This window comes from Proteus sp. NMG38-2, assembly GCF_020640995.1.
GTDB lineage: Bacteria > Pseudomonadota > Gammaproteobacteria > Enterobacterales > Enterobacteriaceae > Proteus.
This window is the reverse complement of sequence record NZ_CP085481.1, coordinates 747,749-768,841: the sequence shown is the minus strand read 5'-3', so window position 1 is coordinate 768,841 and position 21,093 is coordinate 747,749. Positions and strand designations below refer to the sequence as shown.

General features: G+C 39.6%; 21 protein-coding genes. 12 read left to right on the top strand and 9 right to left on the bottom strand.

Annotation, left to right across the window (positions count from 1 at the left end; all coding sequences use genetic code 11):
- Nucleotides 1–111 precede the first annotated feature (111 nt).
- Nucleotides 112–1,322 (bottom strand): IS3 family transposase gene (locus LG402_RS03605; RefSeq protein ID WP_227335837.1). Its coding sequence is split into 2 segments (ribosomal slippage): nucleotides 112–980 and nucleotides 980–1,322, totalling 1,212 coding nucleotides; the frame shifts between segments, so codons are not numbered across the junction.
- 113 nt (nucleotides 1,323–1,435) lie between these two features.
- Nucleotides 1,436–2,887 carry a tRNA uracil 4-sulfurtransferase ThiI gene (gene thiI, locus LG402_RS03600; RefSeq protein ID WP_227336442.1) on the bottom strand — a complete coding sequence of 484 codons (1,452 nt, stop codon included), beginning with the start codon at nucleotides 2,885–2,887 and terminating at the stop codon, nucleotides 1,436–1,438.
- Between the two features lie 201 nt (nucleotides 2,888–3,088).
- Between thiI and xseB the strand changes: the two genes are divergently transcribed.
- The 12 genes from xseB (at nucleotide 3,089) to LG402_RS03540 (ending at nucleotide 14,138) form a co-directional block, all read left to right on the top strand.
- Complete coding sequence (gene xseB, locus LG402_RS03595) at nucleotides 3,089–3,352, top strand: exodeoxyribonuclease VII small subunit (RefSeq protein WP_196553543.1); 264 nt, start codon at nucleotides 3,089–3,091, stop codon at nucleotides 3,350–3,352.
- Nucleotides 3,353–4,276, top strand: a complete 924-nt coding sequence (gene ispA, locus LG402_RS03590; RefSeq protein ID WP_166539482.1) for a (2E,6E)-farnesyl diphosphate synthase — start codon at nucleotides 3,353–3,355, stop codon at nucleotides 4,274–4,276.
- A 66-nt stretch (nucleotides 4,277–4,342) separates the two neighbouring features.
- On the top strand, nucleotides 4,343–6,208 hold the full coding sequence (gene dxs / locus LG402_RS03585) for a 1-deoxy-D-xylulose-5-phosphate synthase (protein WP_109407997.1): 1,866 nt from the start codon (nucleotides 4,343–4,345) through the stop codon (nucleotides 6,206–6,208).
- Nucleotides 6,209–6,755: 547 nt separating this feature from the next.
- A complete protein-coding gene (gene rbsD, locus LG402_RS03580; RefSeq protein WP_227336441.1) occupies nucleotides 6,756–7,175 on the top strand; it encodes a D-ribose pyranase in 420 nt (139 codons plus the stop codon).
- Between the two features lie 7 nt (nucleotides 7,176–7,182).
- Complete coding sequence (gene rbsA, locus LG402_RS03575; RefSeq protein ID WP_166539480.1) at nucleotides 7,183–8,691, top strand: ribose ABC transporter ATP-binding protein RbsA; 1,509 nt, start codon at nucleotides 7,183–7,185, stop codon at nucleotides 8,689–8,691.
- 1 nt (nucleotide 8,692) lies between these two features.
- A complete protein-coding gene (gene rbsC, locus LG402_RS03570; protein ID WP_166539479.1) occupies nucleotides 8,693–9,658 on the top strand; it encodes a ribose ABC transporter permease in 966 nt (321 codons plus the stop codon).
- A 42-nt stretch (nucleotides 9,659–9,700) separates the two neighbouring features.
- Nucleotides 9,701–10,591, top strand: coding sequence for a ribose ABC transporter substrate-binding protein RbsB (rbsB, locus tag LG402_RS03565; RefSeq protein WP_166539478.1), 891 nt, complete (start codon nucleotides 9,701–9,703; stop codon nucleotides 10,589–10,591).
- Between the two features lie 75 nt (nucleotides 10,592–10,666).
- A complete protein-coding gene (gene rbsK, locus LG402_RS03560) occupies nucleotides 10,667–11,593 on the top strand; it encodes a ribokinase (protein WP_166539477.1) in 927 nt (308 codons plus the stop codon).
- Between the two features lie 4 nt (nucleotides 11,594–11,597).
- Entirely contained in the window at nucleotides 11,598–12,605 is a 1,008-nt protein-coding gene (rbsR, locus tag LG402_RS03555; RefSeq protein WP_227336440.1) for a ribose operon transcriptional repressor RbsR, read from the top strand.
- Nucleotides 12,606–12,723: 118 nt separating this feature from the next.
- Nucleotides 12,724–12,966: a type II toxin-antitoxin system VapB family antitoxin gene (gene vapB / locus LG402_RS03550; RefSeq protein WP_088493701.1), complete on the top strand. Its 243-nt coding sequence runs from the start codon at nucleotides 12,724–12,726 to the stop codon at nucleotides 12,964–12,966.
- Nucleotides 12,959–13,363, top strand: a complete 405-nt coding sequence (gene vapC, locus LG402_RS03545) for a type II toxin-antitoxin system tRNA(fMet)-specific endonuclease VapC (protein ID WP_166539476.1) — start codon at nucleotides 12,959–12,961, stop codon at nucleotides 13,361–13,363. The genes vapB and vapC overlap by 8 nt, the downstream gene beginning before the upstream one ends.
- 439 nt (nucleotides 13,364–13,802) lie before the next feature.
- Complete coding sequence (locus tag LG402_RS03540; protein WP_166539475.1) at nucleotides 13,803–14,138, top strand: zinc ribbon domain-containing protein YjdM; 336 nt, start codon at nucleotides 13,803–13,805, stop codon at nucleotides 14,136–14,138.
- Between the two features lie 94 nt (nucleotides 14,139–14,232).
- Here LG402_RS03540 and thiL read toward each other — a convergent pair whose 3' ends face one another.
- The 7 genes from thiL to secD all read right to left on the bottom strand — a co-directional run bounded on the left by thiL (nucleotide 14,233) and on the right by secD (nucleotide 21,065).
- On the bottom strand, nucleotides 14,233–15,216 hold the full coding sequence (gene thiL / locus LG402_RS03535; protein WP_109408008.1) for a thiamine-phosphate kinase: 984 nt from the start codon (nucleotides 15,214–15,216) through the stop codon (nucleotides 14,233–14,235).
- Nucleotides 15,217–15,319: 103 nt separating this feature from the next.
- Entirely contained in the window at nucleotides 15,320–15,736 is a 417-nt protein-coding gene (gene nusB, locus LG402_RS03530; RefSeq protein WP_109408009.1) for a transcription antitermination factor NusB, read from the bottom strand.
- Between the two features lie 28 nt (nucleotides 15,737–15,764).
- On the bottom strand, nucleotides 15,765–16,235 hold the full coding sequence (ribE, locus tag LG402_RS03525; protein ID WP_036932916.1) for a 6,7-dimethyl-8-ribityllumazine synthase: 471 nt from the start codon (nucleotides 16,233–16,235) through the stop codon (nucleotides 15,765–15,767).
- Nucleotides 16,236–16,447: 212 nt separating this feature from the next.
- Nucleotides 16,448–17,602: a bifunctional diaminohydroxyphosphoribosylaminopyrimidine deaminase/5-amino-6-(5-phosphoribosylamino)uracil reductase RibD gene (gene ribD / locus LG402_RS03520; protein WP_227336439.1), complete on the bottom strand. Its 1,155-nt coding sequence runs from the start codon at nucleotides 17,600–17,602 to the stop codon at nucleotides 16,448–16,450.
- A 70-nt stretch (nucleotides 17,603–17,672) separates the two neighbouring features.
- The gene (gene nrdR / locus LG402_RS03515; protein WP_006535128.1) at nucleotides 17,673–18,122 is read right to left on the bottom strand and encodes a transcriptional regulator NrdR; all 450 of its coding nucleotides are present in this window, start codon (nucleotides 18,120–18,122) and stop codon (nucleotides 17,673–17,675) included.
- Between the two features lie 116 nt (nucleotides 18,123–18,238).
- Entirely contained in the window at nucleotides 18,239–19,207 is a 969-nt protein-coding gene (gene secF / locus LG402_RS03510) for a protein translocase subunit SecF (protein WP_166539473.1), read from the bottom strand.
- A gap of 10 nt (nucleotides 19,208–19,217) precedes the next feature.
- Nucleotides 19,218–21,065 (bottom strand): protein translocase subunit SecD, encoded by a 1,848-nt coding sequence (secD, locus tag LG402_RS03505; protein ID WP_075672033.1) that lies wholly within the window; start codon nucleotides 21,063–21,065, stop codon nucleotides 19,218–19,220.
- Nucleotides 21,066–21,093: the final 28 nt, after the last annotated feature.

Sequence of the window (21,093 nt, the reverse complement as noted above, 5' to 3'; positions counted from 1 at the left end):
TAGTATAGATAATATTTCTAGCTTAAGAGCAAAGTAATCATCTGGAGAATAGTAGCGACATTCCCCAACATAAAAGTTGTATGACTAGTCCTGATATAGGTTGACAACTTTTCAGGCATAAAACGCTCGATGTACTTCATCGGGCGTTTTATAGTTTAACGATAAGTGTGGCCGTTTTTCATTATAGAGTTGAATTGATTCTTCTACTAATTTTCTTGCTTGTTCCAGATTACTCGGTTTTATCAGTAGATACTCCATTTTTAATATTCCATTAATTCGTTCTGCTAAGGCATTTTGATAACAATCATACCCATCAGTCATAGAACATTGAATATTATGCTCTTTATGTATCTCCTGATATTCCGAAGAACAATACTGTATCCCTCGATCTGAATGATGGATTAACGAAGTTGTCGAAGTCCGTTTTTTTAACGCCTGAACCAACGATTTCTTCACTGAACTTGTTTTCATATTGTTATCTAAATGATATCCCACGATTTTTCGTGAATACGCATCCGTAATTAAACTTAAATAAGTATCACCTTCATGCGTCGATAAATAGGTAATATCTGCCACCCAAAGCTGTTCTGGTTGTGTGGGGATAAACCCTGACTTAATTAAATTAGGATGCCGATGAAAACGATGATGGCTTAAGGTTGTTCGATGATAAGCCCGTTTATTAGGCACCAGTAACTGATGTTCTTTCAATAAAGAAAATAGCCGATCACGACCAATAACCATCTGTTTTTGCTTTAAAATAAAATGTAATTTACGCCCACCCAGTCGAGGTTGTAAGACTCGTTCAGATTTAACAACATCAATAATGGCCGAATCTGCTTTCTTTCGTTCCTCAGTTCTATCCAGCCTCTTGTAATAAGCCTGTCGGCTGATCTGCATAAAACGGCAAGCAATTGTTACGGTGAGGTTTTTAACCGTTTTTTCTTTAATAACTCGGCTTTGCGCTTTTTTGACAAACGAACTCCAAAGTCTCTATCCATGACTTTAACCACAGCTTCGAAAAAATCGGATTTAAGCCGAGCTTCTTCAAGTTCCTTTTCAAGGATCTTAATGCGTTGTTCCGGCGTTTGTTGTTTAGAAGATTGGGTCATAGCTGAACCTCTATAAAAAGTATCAGGGGTACCGTTTGACCAATCTAACCTACCATGCTTACGAAGCCAAACTAAAACAGTAGAGCATCCTTGTATACCATAGTGATCTTGGGCTTGTTTATAGGTTATTTCGCCTTTTTCAACTTGGTCAACAAGCTGTAATTTAAAAGCGAGAGAATAATCGCGTTGAGTCCGTTTAGTGATTGGTTTCATTACATTCTCCAATTTCAGATTGGAAAAGTGTCAACCTTATTTAGGACGGGTCAGTATAATTAAAAAAAACCACTTTATAGTGGCTTTTTTATCAACAATATAAACGTTATATATTATTTTTTACGATATACTTTAACGTTCTCAAAACCTTGTTCACGTAAATACAGTGCTTGTAAACGGCTCATCATTCCGCGATCACAATACAGTAAATAGGTTTTTGCTTTATCTAAATCACCAAACTGTGTGCTGAGTTTATAGAATGGTAATTCTTTAACATCAATGCCATCCATTTTTAATGGTGATGTTTCTTGCTCTTCAGGTGAGCGAATATCCAGAATAACGTCGTTAGTACCAAATTCAGATACCATTTCAACTTCAGTCACTCGCTGTACGGTTTCTTCTGCAATACGACGAATATCCATATTCTTGGCGTTTTCAACAACGCTATCAAGAATCGAAAAATCAAACTTCTCTTCTTCCGCTTCAATCTTCGCTTTTACGGCTTTCACTGTTGGGCTTTTTGAAATGACACCACAGAATTCTGGCATTGTGCGAGCAAAATCTTCTGTGCCAATTTGACGAGCAATATTGATAATGTTCTCTTTATCATGAGTGATAAGAGGACGTAAAATTAACGTATCTGTCGCATTATCAATTAAACGCAAATTAGTTAAGGTCTGGCTAGAAACCTGCCCTAATGCTTCACCAGTAACAATTGCTTGAACACCATAACGCTCTGCCACTCTTGATGCTGCGCGTACCATCATACGTTTTAGCACAACACCCATTTGCCCGTCATCGACCTTTTCTAAAATTTCTGCGACAACAGGTTCAAAGTCAACTGCAACGAAATGCACTTTATGAGAACGACCAAAACGATTCCATAAATAATGCGCAACTTGTTTAACACCAATTTCGTGTGCAGAGCCACCTAAGTTAAAGAAACAATAGTGAACTCGGCTACCTCGACGCATTAACATATAGCTTGATACACCTGAGTCATAGCCACCAGAGATCAGTGATAAGACATCTTCTTGTGTACCAATTGGAAAACCACCAATACCTTCATAGCGCGCATTGACTAAAATAAGTTTATCGTCTTCAATTTCTAAATTAATGGTGACATCAGGACGCGTTAACTTCACTTTTGCGCTTTCAACGTGTTGGTTAAAACCACCACCTACATAACGCTCAACTTCATTAGAAGTAAAACTGTGTTTACCACGACGTTTTGCACGAACACAGAATGTTTTGTTTTCAACTAAATGCTTAAATGCTGCAAAAGTTTGCTCAAAGATATTATGTAAGTCGGTATAAGGATGTTCTTCGACTTGTAAAAAGTGATGAATACCAGGAATACGTGTTAAAGCATCACATACAGCTTCGCTTTTACTTTCGTCTTTACTCACCACCACAATGTTATCCCAATTACGGACAACTGTGATTTCATCGCCTAATGTATTAAGTACATTACGAATATTGCTAGTGAGGATCTTGATAAAACGTATACGAACGGATTGGCTTTTGATCGTAATTTCAGGGAATAATTTAATAATAAACTTCATAGTCAATGGTCATAGGTTATTAAGTAGAAACATAAACTACAGTGATGTAAATTGACTGGAGTTTATAAAAGTCACAAAGTATATCACCAATATTTAGGGCTCACCCGCAAAAATCATCGACTGAATAAGAAATTTTCATCTCACTTGTAGTAAGATGATCGCTATTATTCAGCGCTAACATGCTTTATTATCAAAAATATTATGGCTAAGAAAACGACATCAATTAACGAAGACATCGCAAAAGCACCAAGTTTTGAAGCATCCATGCAAGAACTTGAGCAAATCGTAAACCGCTTAGAATCCGGTGAACTCCCTTTAGAAGAAGCGCTTAATGAGTTTGAACATGGCGTTCGTCTAGCCCGTGTTGGACAAAAAACATTACAAGACGCAGAACAGCGTGTTCGTATTCTTCTTAAAGAAGATGATAATGCAACTCCTGATGATTTTATCCAAGAGGCAGAATAATTGAGTAACGCAACTTCAAGTACGGATGCGTTCCGTCATAAATTAGATTCCGCCCACCAGCGTGTTGATGATGCATTAAACCAAGCGCTATCCGCCTTACCATTTACTGACATGCCACTAGGTAAAGCCATGCATTATGGCGCCCTTTTAGGTGGAAAACGCTTACGCCCTTTCCTTGTTTATGCTGTTGGTGAAATGTTTAAAGTCCCTGCGCTAAACCTTGATGCTCCGGCAGCTGCTGTGGAATGTATTCATGCTTACTCCCTTATTCATGACGATTTACCTGCAATGGATGATGATGATCTGCGTCGCGGTAAACCAACATGTCATATCGAATTCGGTGAAGCCAACGCTATTTTAGCAGGTGATGCACTACAAACTCTGGCTTTTGAGATCTTAGCAAAAAATCCAATGCCTGATGTTTCTATGGCTGATCGCGTTGCAATGATTGCTGAATTAGCCACAGCGAGTGGTCTTTCAGGTATGTGTGGTGGTCAAGCACTTGATCTGGAAGCAGAAGATAAATCCATTGATCTCGCCTCTCTTGAAAAAATCCATTTACACAAAACAGGTGCATTAATTCGTGCAGCTGTTCGTTTAGGTGCATATAGTGCAGGCTCTAAAGGCCATGATGTATTACCTGCATTAGATAAATATGCTCACTCCATTGGCCTTGCCTTTCAAGTGCAAGATGACATTTTAGATGTCATCGGAAGTACCGAAGAAACTGGAAAACGCCAAGGTAGTGACCAAGAGTCAGGAAAAAGTACATATCCTGCACTCCTTGGATTAGAACAAGCTCAAAAGAAAGCACAGGAATTGTATAACGAAGCACTGGATGCCTTAGCGTTTCTTGAGCAATACGAGTACGATACGACCACGCTTAAACAATTAGCGAGTTTTATCGTCGAACGGAAAAACTAATAAAAAATAAAGAGAGCAGCTTACCTGTTCTTTCCCTATTACAAGTGATTAATTAATAGGCATCACATGAGCATTGATATCGAAAAATATCCCACATTGGCGTTGGTTGAAACACCAGAAGATTTGCGCCTATTACCAAAAGAGAGTTTACCTAAACTCTGTGATGAGCTAAGGCTATTTCTTCTTAACAGTGTCAGCCGCTCAAGTGGTCACTTCGCCTCAGGTTTAGGTGCTATTGAGTTAACGGTTGCTCTCCATTACGTCTATAAAACCCCTTTTGACAACCTTATATGGGATGTGGGGCATCAAGCCTATCCCCATAAAATCTTAACAGGTCGCCGTGACCGTATTGATACAATTCGCCAAAAAAATGGATTACATCCCTTCCCTTGGCGTGAAGAGAGCGAATACGACAAACTTTGTGTCGGTCACTCTTCAACCTCTATCAGTGCAGGTTTAGGTATGGCTGTTGCCGCTGAACAAGAAAAACTGAATAGAAAAACAGTTTGTGTCATTGGTGATGGTGCAATTACTGCGGGTATGGCTTTTGAAGCAATGAACCACGCAGGTGATATTGAACCAGATATGCTCGTTGTTCTTAATGATAACGAGATGTCGATTTCAGAAAACGTTGGTGCGTTGAATAATCATCTTGCACAATTGTTATCTGGCAAACTGTATACCACTTTGCGTGAAGGTGGAAAAAAAGTCTTTTCTGGTATTCCACCAATTAAAGAATTACTGAAAAAGACCGAAGAACATATCAAAGGCATGGTCGTTCCTGGCACCATGTTTGAAGAGTTAGGATTTAACTATATTGGTCCTGTTGATGGTCATGATGTTATTGCGTTAGTACAGACTCTCGCTAATATGCGTGATCTAAAAGGTCCTCAACTTCTGCATATTATGACCAAAAAAGGTCGTGGATATGCCCCTGCTGAACGTGATCCGATTAGCTGGCACGCTGTACCTAAATTTGATCCACAAGCAGGTACATTACCTAAAAGCCCTAATGCACGACCTACCTTTTCCAAAATTTTTGGTGACTGGCTATGTGAAGAAGCCTCAACCGATCCAAAATTGATGGCAATTACTCCAGCTATGCGTGAAGGCTCGGGTATGGTGCGCTTCTCAAAAGAATACCCATCACAATACTTTGATGTTGCTATCGCAGAACAACACGCCGTTACCTTTGCAGCAGGTTTAGCCATTGGTGGCTATAAGCCGATTGTTGCTATTTACTCAACATTCTTACAACGCGCTTATGACCAAGTGATCCACGATATTGCCATTCAAAAACTGCCTGTTTTATTTGCTATTGATCGTGGTGGTATTGTGGGAGCAGATGGTCAAACTCACCAAGGTGCTTTTGATCTCTCATTCTTACGCTGTATTCCTAATATGGTCATTATGGCGCCAAGTGACGAAAATGAGTGTCGCCAAATGCTTCACACCGGTTATCACTATCAAGATGGCCCTGTTGCTGTACGCTATCCAAGAGGCTCTAGTATTGGTGCGCAATTGCAACCACTTGATCCACTGCCTATGGGTAAAGGTATTATTCGTCGTCAAGGCAAAGGTATTGCTATTCTAAACTTTGGTACATTACTACCAGAAGCGTTAGAAGTCGCTGAAAAACTTGATGCAACGGTAGCCGATATGCGTTTTATCAAGCCTCTTGATAAATCACTTATCCTTTCTCTGGCTGAACAGCATGATATGTTGGTAACACTAGAAGAAAATGCCATTATGGGTGGCGCGGGCAGTGGTGTTAATGAATTACTCATGCAAGAGCGTTGCTTAGTACCTGTTTTAAATCTAGGCATTCCTGATTTGTTTGTACCACAAGGTGGACAAGAAGAGATCCGAGCAGACTTAGGACTTGATGCTGTTGGTATTGAGAAATCTATTACGGATTATCAAGCTAAATAACGTCTTAAATGCCCGTTTTAAACGGGCATTTTTCTATGCTAATCACTTACCAAAACGACTATTAAATCTTTGATTACTAATTCTTTTATTCATTTTTGAATTACAATTTGGGCATAAGTGTTGTTTTTTACCATCGATAGTCCATGTGTAATATTTCCTTTTAAAACTAAGGTTACAAACATCACAATGGCTAGGTTTAAAAATAGCGGACACCAAAGCAAAAAAAATAATAATACCAATTATCCATCCCATACAGCCCCCTTGCATAAGGAAAACTTAATAATAAATTAAACCTAGTACTATTATTACTCAAACTCCTCTATGTAATATGTCGTCTATAACTCATATTTTATGAAAATCACTGCAAATAAAACATTCTCCTATTGAATCCATTCAGCATTAATTTATTCAATCAGTTAGATTTTTCTTTCTTTTTGCTTGTCAACGAAACGTTTCGATCATGCTCACAATCTGAATAAATCAAACTTGTTTTCCCCCTTTTCTTTTCTACTATATAAGCAGCGAAACGTTTCGCTGAGGAGGAAATATGAAAAAAGGCGTATTACTAAATAGTCCTATTTCTAGCGTAATTTCACGTTTAGGACACACTGACAAAATCACTATTGCAGATGCCGGATTACCCATTCCCTCTTCTGTTGAACGTATTGATCTCGCTCTAACACAGGGTATTCCTGACTTTATGTCAGTATTGCAAACAATCACTCATGAAATGCAAGTTGAAGCAGTGATGCTGGCGGAAGAAATTAAGACCATTAATCCCCTCCTTTTTAATGAGATAGTCTCTTACCTCTATTTATTAGAGAAAGAACAGAAGAAACCCATTCAAATAATGTATGTTTCACATGAAGCATTCAAAAGACAACTTACTGAAAATAAGGCTGTTATTAGAACAGGTGAATGTACACCTTATGCCAATATTGTGTTGTTTTCTGGTGTGACTTTCTGAGGACAATATGAAACCTTTACTCGAACTTAAAGATATTGATAAGTCATTCCCGGGTGTAAAAGCACTATCAGGCGCTACATTGCGCATTTATCCCGGTCGAGTGATGGCCTTAGTGGGTGAAAATGGTGCTGGCAAATCAACGCTGATGAAAGTACTTACTGGCATTTATAAAAAAGATGCTGGCGAGGTAATTTATCAAGGTGAAAGTTGTGCTTTTAATGGCCCCAAATCTTCCCAAGAAGCAGGAATAGGCATTATTCACCAAGAGCTTAACCTTATTCCTGAATTAACCATTGCAGAAAATATCTTCCTAGGTCGTGAGTTTACGCGTGCTTTTGGCGCCATTGACTGGAAGAAAATGTATGCAGAGGCTGATAAGTTATTAGCCCGATTAAACCTTGCATACAGTAGTCACCGTTTAGTGTCTGAATTATCGATTGGTGATCAGCAAATGGTAGAAATTGCCAAGGTACTTAGTTTTGGTTCCAAAGTGATTATTATGGATGAGCCAACGGATGCATTAACTGACACCGAAACGGAATCGCTATTTAGTGTTATTCGAGAACTAAGAGATCAAGGTTGTGGCATTGTTTATATCTCACATCGCTTAAAAGAGATCTTTGAGATTTGCGATGACGTGACCGTACTTCGAGATGGTCAATTTATTGGTGAAAAACCCGTTAGCACATTACAAGAAGATACGCTCATTGAAATGATGGTTGGCCGTAAGTTAGAAGACCAATATCCTCGTATCAACATCCCCCAAGGCAAAACCAAACTCAATGTCATTAACCTCAGTGGTGAAGATGTTCACGATGTCAGTTTCTCATTACATGAAAGTGAAATTCTCGGTATTTCAGGTTTAATGGGTGCTGGTCGTACAGAATTAATGAAAATTATCTACGGCGCATTACCCAAAACCAATGGCACCGTAGAGCTAGATGGCAAACCCTGCCAAATCAAAAAACCGGTTGAAGGATTGGAACACGGCATTGTTTATATCTCTGAAGACAGAAAACGAGATGGCTTAGTGCTAGGTATGTCAGTGAAAGAAAATATGTCACTGACCGCACTTCGTTATTTTAGCCGTGGCATGGGAGTACTCAATCATAAAGAAGAGCAACTCACTGTCGGTGATTTTATTAAATTATTCAATATAAAAACCCCTTCAATGGATCAAACAATTGGCTTTTTATCAGGGGGAAATCAACAAAAAGTGGCTATCGCAAGAGGCCTGATGACTCGCCCTAAAGTGCTTATTCTTGATGAACCCACTCGTGGTGTAGACGTTGGTGCTAAAAAAGAAATTTATCAGCTAATTAATAAATTTAAACAAGAAGGATTAAGCATCATATTAATTTCTTCTGAAATGCCTGAGGTAATGGGAATGAGTGACCGTATTTTGGTGATGCATGAAGGTCGTATTAGCGGTGAGTTTTCAGCTCACAATGTCACACAAGAAATGCTAATGGCAGCCGCTGTTGGTAAACAATATGACGCTAAGGTAGGAGTTTGATATGAGCACGAATTCAATTCCAGCGTCAAAACGTTGGTTTTCAAAAGCATGGCTATTAGAGCAAAAATCACTGATAGCATTACTACTTCTGATTGTTGTCGTTTCCACACTCAGCCCTAATTTCTTTACCTTAAACAATATATTCAACATTCTTCAGCAAACATCGGTTAACGCCATTATGGCGGTTGGCATGACGCTGGTCATTTTAACCTCTGGTATCGACTTATCTGTTGGTTCATTGCTTGCATTAACCGGTGCTGTTGCTGCTTCTATGGTTGGCGCTGATATTAATGCCCTTGTTGCGGTTATCGGTGCATTAGCACTTGGTGCAGCTATTGGTGGTGTAACAGGGATTATCGTGGCAAAAGGTAAAGTTCAAGCCTTTATTGCTACATTAGTCATGATGTTATTACTGCGCGGTGTTACCCGTGTTTATACCGACGGCAGCCCAATTAATACTGGATTTAGCGATAATGCCGATCTCTTTAGCTGGTTTGGTATTGGTCGTCCATTTGGGATCCCAACTCCAATCTGGCTCATGATGATTGTCTTTTTAAGTGCATGGTATTTATTACATCACACCCGTTTAGGTCGTTATATTTATGCGCTTGGGGGAAATGAATCAGCAACACGTTTATCTGGTATTAGCGTCGATAAAATAAAAATTATTGTTTATGCACTGTGTGGTTTGTTAGCTGCCCTTGCTAGCGTAATTGAAGTTGCTCGCCTTTCATCAGCACAACCGATGGCTGGTAATGGTTATGAGTTAGATGCCATTGCTGCGGTTGTTCTGGGTGGTACCAGCCTTGCGGGTGGTAAAGGCCGTATTATCGGTACGTTAATTGGTGCACTTATTCTAGGCTTCTTAAATAACGCACTGAATTTATTAGGAATATCATCAAACTATCAAATGATAGTAAAAGCGGTGGTCATCTTACTTGCTGTTTTGGTAGATAACAAAAAATAACTCTCTATTCTCTTAATCCGAACCCCAACAGGAACTTATATTATGAAACTCAAAAAAATGGCGACACTTCTTTCTGTTGTTGCGTTAAGTGCCACAATCAGCGCTAACGCGTTTGCAAAAGAATCTATCGCACTTGTTATCTCTACACTCAATAATCCATTCTTTGTCACCATGAAAGACAGTGCACAGAAAGAAGCAAATCGTTTAGGTTACGATTTAGTTGTGCTTGACTCGATGGATAACCCAGCTAAAGAGCTTGCTAACGTGCAAGATTTAACCGTAAAAGGCACACGCTTAATGCTCATTAACCCAACAGACTCAGATGCTGTAGGTAATGCGGTTATTTTAGCGAATAAAGCTAAGATCCCAGTTATCACCTTAGATCGTGTTGCAAACAAAGGTGAAGTTGTCAGCCATGTTGCTTCTGATAACCGCCTTGGTGGTAAAATGGCGGGTGACTATATTGCTGAAAAAGTGGCCAATGATGCCAAAGTTATTCAACTAGAAGGGATCACTGGAACCTCTGCATCTCGTGAACGTGGTGAAGGTTTTAAACAAGCGGTTGATGCTCACAAACTGAATATACTTGCCAGCCAACCTGCTGATTTTGACCGCACAAAAGGTCTTAACGTGATGCAAAATCTATTAACTGCTTATCCTGCGGTTCAAGCTGTTTTTGCACAAAATGATGAAATGGCATTAGGTGCATTACGTGCATTGCAAACCGCGGGTCGTAGCGATGTATTAGTGATTGGTTTCGATGGTACAGATGATGGGATCAAAGCGGTAAACCGTGGCATGTTAGGCGCAACCATTGCTCAACGCCCAGACCAAATTGGTATTATCGGCATCCAAACTGCAGATAAAATTCTCAAAGGCGAAAAAGTGGATGCAACAATCCCAGTCGAACTTGAGTTAGTTATTAAAAAATAACAACAAATGCCACGGAGTGATGTTGCTCCGTGGTGGCTTTGATCATTAAAACACGTTTTCACAAGGATAAAGGCTATGACAACACCTCGCCTTGCTGTTCTAGGTAGCATTAATGTTGACCACATTATGAATATTTCAAAATTTCCAAAACCAGGTGAAACCATTATTGGTCATCAATACAAAATAGCCTTTGGTGGTAAAGGTGCAAACCAAGCTGTTGCTTGTGGTCGCAGTGGCGCCGATATTACCTTTATTGCTTGTGTCGGTGATGATGCGATTGGCAGTGAGATAATCTCACAATTTAAAACAGATAATATTCATATTGATGCAATTAGTATTATTCCGCAAACACCAACAGGTGTTGCGATGATCCTTGTTAATGAGCAAGGTGAAAACGTAATTAGCATCATTGCAGGTGCTAACGGCGCACTAACACCTATACATCTTGAGCAATATCATCATGTTATTGAACACGCTGATGCCTTATTAATGCAGTTAGAATCACCGTTAGATACCGTATTTGAAGCAGCTAAACTGGCAAAATCACATCATACAAAAGTTATTTTAAACCCAGCTCCAGCTCAACCTTTATCTGATGAATTTCTGAGTTTTATTGATGTTATCACCCCAAATGAGACAGAAGCCGAAATATTAACTGGCGTTTCTGTGCATGATGAAGCGGGTGCTGCAAAAGCAGCCGATATTTTACATCGTAAAGGTATCAAACAAGTGCTTATCACTTTAGGTAGCCGTGGTGTATGGTTTAGTGAGCAAGGAAAAGGGATGATAATTCCTGGATTTCGTGTCGATGCTGTTGATACCATTGCCGCAGGTGATACATTTAACGGTGCATTTGTCACAGCAATATTAGAAGGCAAACCTTCTGTTGAGGCTATTCGTTTTGCCCATGCAGCGGCTGCCATTGCAGTTACACGTCATGGTGCGCAATCTTCAGTCCCTTGGCGTCATGAAATCGAATCATTTTTAGCAGAGCGAGCATAGTACTTTGGCAACAATGAAAGATGTCGCCCGTTTAGCGGGCGTTTCAACATCAACAGTCTCTCACGTTATCAATAACAATCGTTATGTCAGTGAAGGGATCCGTAAAAAGGTTAATGATGCTATTCAAACCCTAAATTACGCCCCTTCTGCTTTAGCACGCAGTTTAAAAATGAACTGTACTCACACCATTGGTATGTTAGTAACAGCAAGTAGCAACCCTTTTTATGCCGAGGTTGTGCGGGGTGTTGAACGCAGTTGTTATGAAAAAGGCTATAGTTTGATTCTATGTAATACCGAAGGTGATTATGAACGAATGGATAGTAGCCTTGAAACCTTGCTACAAAAGCGTGTTGATGGCCTATTGTTGATGTGTACGGAAGCCAGAGCGCCCTCTCATGAAGTGCTAAATCGTTATCCTCGTTTGCCTATGGTCATGATGGATTGGTCCCCATTTGAATATGGTGGAGATATTATTCAAGATAACTCCCTGCTTGGGGGAGAAATTGCTACCAATTATCTGATTGAAAAAGGCTTTACTGAAATTGCCTGTATTGCAGGTCCACAAGATAAACTCCCAGCAAAACATCGTTTGCAAGGCTATTACAATGCGATGCAAAAAGCAGGACTCGCTATTCGAGAAGAGTTTGTGTTAACCAGTGATTTTGAATTTGCTGGTGGATTTAGCGCAATGCAAAAATTACTCTCACATTCTGTCTTACCACAAGCGGTTTTTACCTGTAATGACGCAATGGCAGTTGGTGCTTATCAAGCTATTTATCAAAAAGGTTTGCGTGTACCTGATGATATCTCAGTGATGGGCTATGATGATATAGATCTAGCCTCTTATATGATCCCTCCTCTTTCTACTATCCACCAACCCAAAGATGAATTGGGTAAACTGGCTGTCAGCCAATTATTACATCGTATGGAAAATATCGATGCTGATGACAATGTTTTGGTTCTTACTCCCAAACTTATAGAGCGTGGCTCGGTAATAGAAAATAAAAAATAATCTATTAACATTAATGAGTTAAAACTTTTCGTATAGATTTTATACAACTCATTTGGTATCCTTTCTAAACTGCTATATACTTATGCTATATAGCAGTTATTGAAAGGAGGCTATCATTATGATCCAGCATGGCAAAGTATTTATGAGCAATAGAACACAAAATGTTCGTTTACCTGCTGATACTCGTTTTCCTGATGATGTAAAAGACGTTGTGGTTCGTGTAAAAGGAAAAGAGAGAATTATCACACCGATACAGAATGCATGGGATAGCTTTTTCTTATCTGAAAAGTCTGTAACAGATGATTTTTTATCTGAAAGACCAGATCAAGTCACAAGCGAAAGAGAATCCTTTGATGATTAAATATCTGCTAGATACGAATATTGTTATATTTACAATTAAACGTAGACCTGAATTTCTGTTACCAAAATTTAATCAGTATGTTGAACAGCTAGCTATTTCAACAATAACACTTGCTGAACTACTATATGGTGCTGAAAAAAGCTCAAATTCAGCAAAAAATTTAGCTACTGTTAATGATTTCGTTTCTAGACTAAATGTTTTACCTTATGACGAACTTGCAGCCTTTCACTATGGTGATATAAGAGCAACACTCGAAAAGCAAGGTAAACGCATTGGTGATAATGACTTGCATATAGCAGCACATGCCAGAAGCAAAGGATTAATCGTCGTTACAAATAATACCAAAGAGTTTGAGAGAGTTGATGGTTTAAGGATTGAAGATTGGACTCATCATTAACTCAAATACCAAACTTATAGAGCGTGGCTCGGTGAGTTATTTTGTCAAATAATAACAAGAAGATTAACACTATTAATAATGATGCTCTCTTTTAAGATGAGGGCATTTATTTTTAGTTATATTTATCAAACTATCACTTTAATATCATAAAGTTAAGTAATATTTAAAACTACTTTTATTTATATTTATTTTCTATTTAACTCTCTATATCTAGCCTACTTTTTCTCACTTCTTACGTCATAACCTATGAAAGGTGCAAATTTCCATCAAATCCATTATACTATCGCCCTTTCGCATTATCTGATGCCAGATCATTTAGGGCATTACTTTAAATTTTTCATGCTTAAACGATAATGTGTCCTTTAATTTATGGGGCAAGTGTTATCCTCATTTTGACGATTAATCACTTCCCATTTTGATAAAATTTGAGAGTATTATTATGTCATTACCTTCTTGTCCTAAGTGCAATTCAGAATACACCTATGAAGATGGTGCAATGTATGTTTGCCCTGAATGTGCGCACGAGTGGAACGATGCTGAACCTGTCGTTGATACCGATGAGCTAATCGTTAAAGATGCTAACGGCAATTTATTAGCTGATGGTGATTCAGTAACCGTGATTAAAGATCTAAAAGTTAAAGGTAGCTCAACCATGCTAAAAATCGGTACTAAAGTAAAAGGTATCCGTTTAGTGGAAGGCGACCATAATATTGATTGTAAAATTGATGGCTTTGGGCCAATGAAGTTGAAATCTGAATTTGTGAAAAAGAACTAAAATAAGAGATTATTAATAATCTTTTTAAATATAAATTTAGATATTATCAAGATCATCAAAGGCGCTAATAAAGCGCCTTTTGATTAAAGTAAGGTTACTCGTTAGCATCACTAAAGTGATCAAACCCTTTAAGATTAGGGTGTACATCTTTACCATCACGTAAGTAACGGATCCCTTCAGCAATCGGCATAATTTGCCCAATACAATGAAAATCGGCTCCAGTATGCGCTAATGCAATCTCTAGCGCGCCACGGTTGATTTCAGGTACCGTAAAGCATAATTCGTAATCTTCACCGCCACTTAATGCCCAAATCTCCGCTTGTTCTTCGCTTACTTCCGCTTTCATCGCTGGTGAGTAAGGTAATGCGTCTAAATTTAAGCGCGCACCACAACCACTTGCCGTAAGAATATGGTTCAAATCAGAAATAAGTCCATCAGAAATATCAATCGCAGATGTTGCTAAATGGCGCAATGCTTGGCCTTGTAATAAACGAGGCTGAGGACGCAAATGCCTTGCGACAAAATAATCGCTATGTTCTTTTTCTGCTGGTTGTAATCTATTTTGTAGGACGGCAAGCCCTGCTGCACTATCACCTAAAAATCCAGTAACGTAAATCCAATCACCTATTTTAGCACCTGAACGTAATAATGCCGTTCCTTGAGGAACTAGTCCTTGTATTGTGATTGTTAAACTTAAAGGTCCACGAGTCGTATCACCGCCAATTAACTGGATTGCATAATAATCTGCTAATGCAAAGAAAGAACGACTAAAAGCCTCAAGCCATTCACTGTTTGTATCAGGTAATGTTAATGCCAGAGATGCCCAAGAAGGATCAGCGCCCACAGCGGCTAAATCACTAATATTTACAGCTAGCGCTTTATAGGCTAAGTCTTCAGGTGAGATAGAAGGAAGGAAGTGAATGCCACTGACTAAAGTATCGGTACTAATCGCAACTTGCTGCTTTTCGGGTACTGTCAATATTGCGCAGTCATCACCAATACCTGTACTTACGTCTTTTCGTTTTACAGGCTGTGACGTGAAATATTGTTTGATAAGGGAGAATTCACCACAAGGCATTATCAATTTCCTATTTAGCTGTGCCTACTAAACTCGTTTTATTAAACAAAAGGCCGGAAATACCGGCCTTGAATTATTTACCATAGAGGAAACGTGAAAAACGTTATTTTTTACGTCGTACTATTGGTGCTGCTTTATCAAGCACGCCATTAACAAACTTATGGCTATCATCAGCACCAAATACCTTAGCCAGTTCAATCGCTTCGTTAATCGCAACTTTGTAAGGAACATCTTCGCGGAAGCTTAGTTCAAACATTGCTAAACGTAAAATTGCTTTTTCAACTTGACCAAGTTCTTCAAGTTGGCGGGATAAATAAGGCTCCATTGCCTTATCTAAACGTGTTGCATTAATGGCAACACCCACTAAAAGCTCACGAAAATAAGCAATATCTACACCTTGGGTATCCTGCTCGGATAAAAACTCCAATTCCACATCCGCGATGTCATTTCCGGATAATTGCCATGAGTAGATAGCCTGAACAGCACACTCACGAGCACGACGACGAGCAGCAGGTTTCACAAAATTCCCCTTTAGTTAAAACAGATGATTAGCCTTTTATGGCTTTAAGTACATTGATCATTTCAAGTGCTGTCATTGCAGCTTCAGCACCTTTGTTGCCCGCTTTGGTTCCAGCGCGTTCAATAGCCTGCTCAATATTTTCAGTGGTTAAAACACCAAAAGTCACAGGGATCTCACTTTGCATTGCAACTTGAGATAAACCAGAGCTACATTCGCCAGCAACGTATTCAAAATGTGCGGTTCCACCACGGATAACAGTACCTAACGCGATAACTGCATCGTATTTGTCGCTTTCAGCTAAAGCTTTAACTGTTAACGGTAGCTCGTAAGCACCAGGAACCCAAACGACGGTAATATTTTCAGAGGAAACTTGTCCAATACGTTCTAATGCATCAACCGCACCTTCTAATAAGCTGTCGTTGATGAAATTATTAAAACGGGCAATTGCAATTGCTACGCGTGCGTTTGGCGCCGCGACAACACCTTTGATTACGTTCATAGGTTACCTTTTTCTCCTATCCGCGGGGCGCGGATTTTATCATATTCTTTCCCTTACTGCGCTCTGTTTTATTATTACACAGCAAAGGAGCCAAAAACCCTTGATAAATCAAGGCATTTAGTTGGCTGATAACGATGTCGTAACGACAGGAAATAACACACACAGCGCTATTTTACTACAAATAGCGCCGTAGACACACTTATTTGCGTCTATTAATAACGAGGTTTTAAACAAACTCTGATATCAGAGCCAATCTGTTGAAGAGAATCTACTGTAAATTCAGGTGCTTCGGATAATGATGAAAGGGGCGAAAGTGCAAATAAACCTCGTGCATCATTCCCTAAAATTTTAGGTGCGATATAGATAATAAGTTCATCAACAAGCCCAGCTTCTAATAATGCGCCAGCAAAATGTGCCCCACTTTCAACCCATACAGTATTGATATTGCGTTTACCCAATTGCATCATTAATAAAACTAAATCTACACCACTGTTTTTACCATTCGTTGGTAATAGAATTTCTGAAACATTGCCTTGCCAATCACTTGGCTGTGATTTTGTACGCGCTAACCAGCATTCGCCTTCGATTTGAGTAATTTTATGATTGTCTGTTACTCTATTTTGGCTATCAGTGACAATACGAATAGGTTGGCGTAATGTTTCTTTAGGATAAATAGCTTTGATTTCATCTGAAAGCTCATCCCAACGCACATTCATGGAGGGATCATCTGCTAATACTGTCGCACTAGTAGTCAAGATAGCACTTGCTTGTGCTCTGAAATTTTGTACATCACGGCGGGATGCTTTAGACGTTATCCATTGGCTTTCTCCCGATGCTAATGCTGTTTTACCATCTAAAGACGCGCCAAGTTTTAACTGAACGTAAGGAAAGCCGGTTCTCATTCGTTTGAAAAAACCAACATTCAGTTTTTCAGCTTCTTGCATTAATACGCCATGTGAGACATCAATTCCCGCTGATAGTAATTTGTGCAATCCACGACCTGCAACTTGAGGATTAGGATCTTGCATCGCAGCAACAACTCGTTTTACCCCGGCATTAATCAAAGCATCAGCGCAAGGTGGTGTTTTACCGAAATGGCTACAAGGCTCAAGCGTAACATAAGCTGTTGCCCCTTTTGCTTTATCACCAGCCATTTTCAACGCATTAACTTCTGCATGTGGGCCACCAGCATGATGATGATAACCTTCGCCAACAATGTCGCCTTCTTTAACAATCACACAGCCTACATTCGGATTAGGTGATGTTGTAAAGCGACCTAATGCAGCAAGCTCAATCGCTCGACGCATGTAGTATTCATCGTTCAGGCTTTCATTTTCGTGTTGGTTGTTGCTGTTGTTATTTGTCATAATAATTACATTTAATTTTATTATTTATCGTTATTTTTCAAATTATTAAATAAGGCACAGTATTAATATATTAATCCTGTAATTTTGCGATTTCTTCACCAAAATCACGGATATCCTCAAAACTACGATAAACAGAAGCAAAGCGAATGTAAGCCACTTTATCGAGTTTTTTTAGTTGTTCCATTACAAAATTGCCAATTTCTTTTGAAGGTATTTCCCTTTCACCTGTTGCTCTTAATTGTGATTTGATATGGCTTATCGCAGCTTCAACATCATCCGAACTAACAGGACGTTTTTCTAATGCTTTAAGCATACCTCGACGAAGTTTCTCTTCATCAAAAGGCTCACGAATTTCATCACTTTTCACAACACGAGGCATCACTAACTCTGCTACTTCAAAGGTAGTAAAACGTTCATGACAAACAAGACATTGGCGACGACGGCGCACTTGTGAACCATCACCAACAAGTCTGGAATCAATTACCTTGGTATCTACGGCTCCACAAAATGGGCAATGCATAGTTATTCCTACTTTTGACAATACTCATAAACAGTGTACCTGTTCAGTGAACAAAAAACACCCTGTCAGTATACACTGGCAGGGTGTTTGCGATGTTTTATCAGAAAAACGCTCTATTATGGTAAGAGAGTTGTCTGATCGGCACCCTCTTTTTCCACTTTCTGTACAATCAGGTGTTCACGTTTCATTCCCATTTTCAGTGCTAATGCAGAAGCCACATAAATGGAAGAAATAGTACCAATTGAAACACCGATCAACATGACTAAAGAGAAACCTTCTAGCATTGAACCACCAAAGATATACAGCATTAATACAACCAGTAATGTTGTTGCTGATGTCATGATGGTACGGCTTAATGTCTGTGTCAGAGAAACGTTCATAATTTCATATGATGTTCCTCGACGAATTTTACGGAAGTTCTCACGAATACGGTCTGATACAACGATACTATCATTCAGTGAGTAACCTATAACAGACATCAATGACGCTACAATGGTTAAGTCAACCTCTATGTGGAACAGTGAAAGAACACCTAGTGTTATCACCACGTCATGCGCAAGTGCAATAACAGCACCTAACGCCAAACGCCATTCAAAACGGAATCCAACATAGATAAGAATACAGATAAGTGCGGATAATAACGCCATTGCACCTGTTTGAGCCAATTCACTTCCCACACTTGGCCCAACAAATTCAATACGTTTTACCACAGCATCGTTATCAACTTTAGCATTGATAACATCGATAACTTTCTTACCTAATTCTTGACCAGCCTGTCCTTCAACAGGAGGCATACGCACCATAATATCGCGGCTGCTACCAAAGTTTTGTAACAGAGGATCTTTAAAGCCCGCTGCATCTAGGCTATCACGCATTTTATCAAGGTCGGCTGGTTGACTGAGATTGATCTCAATTACTGTACCACCTGTAAAATCCAGTCCCCAGTTAAATCCTTTCACGGAAATGATAGCAATTGATGCTATCAAAAGCAGAAACGAAATACTAAAGGCGACGTTGTCCCAACGCATAAAGTCAATGACTCTACGACCATGGTTTAATTGTTCAACAGTATAATCCTGTGCCACAACGTGCTCCTTAAATAGACAGTTTCTTAACGCGTTTACCACCATACAGCAGGTTTACAATCGCACGAGTACCGACGATAGCGGTAAACATGGATGTTGCAACCCCGATTGCAGTTGTGATAGCAAAGCCTTTGATTGAGCCGGTACCGACTGCATAAAGGATCACCGCTGTAATTAATGTGGTTAAGTTCGCATCAATAATACTGGAGAAGGCACCTTTATAACCTTCATGGATTGCTTGTTGTACTGATCGACCATTACGTAACTCTTCTTTGATACGTTCGTTTATCAGTACGTTGGCATCGACGGCGACGGCAAGTGTTAATACGATACCCGCAATACCCGGCATGGTCAGTGTTGCACCCGGTAATAGTGACATTACCCCAACGATTAACACCAAGTTTGCCATTAATGCAGTACTCGCAATCACACCAAATTTACGATAATAAATTATCATAAAGGCAACTGACGCAATCAGACCCCATAAACACGCTTCTAAACCTTGGGTAATATTTTGCAGACCCAAAGTTGGACCAATCGTTCTTTCTTCAACGATTTGAATAGGTGCAATCAACGCACCAGCACGTAATAACAGTGATAATTGACGTGCTTCATTCGCATTTGAAATACCTGTAATACGGAAGCTATTCCCTAAACGACTTTGAATATTCGCAACGTTGATAACTTCTTCACTTTTAACCAATACAGCGCGATCGTTCTCATCACGTTTACCGCTGTCTTTATACTCTACAAAAAGAGTTGCCATCGGTTTACCGACGTTATCTTTTGTAAAGTTAGACATGATAGAACCACCCGCACTATCAAGTGAAATATTCACTTGAGGTTGACCATATTCATCAGCCTGAGAGGTTGAATCAGTAATGTGGTCACCGGTTAAAATAACGCGTTTATAAAGAATAGTTGGTCTACCTTCACGGGTATATTTCACTTCGGAGTCACCCGGAATACGGCCAGTCTCTAAAGCAGAAGGATCAACGGTAGTATTGACTAAGCGGAATTCTAATGTTGCTGTCGCACCTAAAATTTCTTTAGCACGTGCGGTATCTTGGATACCCGGTAATTCAACAACAATTCGGTCAGCGCCTTGGCGTTGAACTAATGGCTCAGCAACCCCTAACTGGTTAACACGATTACGTAAAATGGTAATGTTTTGCTGTACTGCATAAGTACGCGCATCACGTAAACGTTCATCAGTAAAAATAGCTCTTAATGAGTTATTAGCACCATCTCTAAAAATGAGATCTTGGTTACGACGAGTCAGGTAATCTGAAGCTTTAGAGCGATCATCCGAGTTACGGAAACGGATTTCAACGCCATAGTTATCCGTTTTACGAATAGAAGAATACGGAATGCCTTCGTCGCGTAATAATGTACGCAGACTTTCAACATTTTGTTCTTGAAGTTTACCTAGCGCAGTTTCCATATCAACTTCCATTAGGAAGTGAACACCACCACGTAAGTCTAACCCTAGTTTCATCGGTTCACCGCCAATGGCTTCTAACCATTTAGGTGTTGCCGGTGCAAGGTTAAGCGCAACAATGAACTGGTCGCCTAATGCAGGCAACAACACTTCACGAGCACGTAATTGAATGTCAGGGTTACCGAAACGAGCCAAGATTGCACCATTTTCAAGTGCAATAGATTTCGCTTCAATTTTTTCTTTATCTAATAAAGATCGAACTTGATCCAGTGTTTGCTCATTGGCGGCGGTTCCCCGCGCGCCAGTGATTTGAACAGCCGGATCCTCACCATATAGGTTAGGAAGTGCGTAAAGCAGACCGATGAGGATAGCGGCTATCAACATCAGGTACTTCCACAAAGGATAACGGTTTAGCACGGCAGTTCCCTTTTCCCTTTGGGGAAAT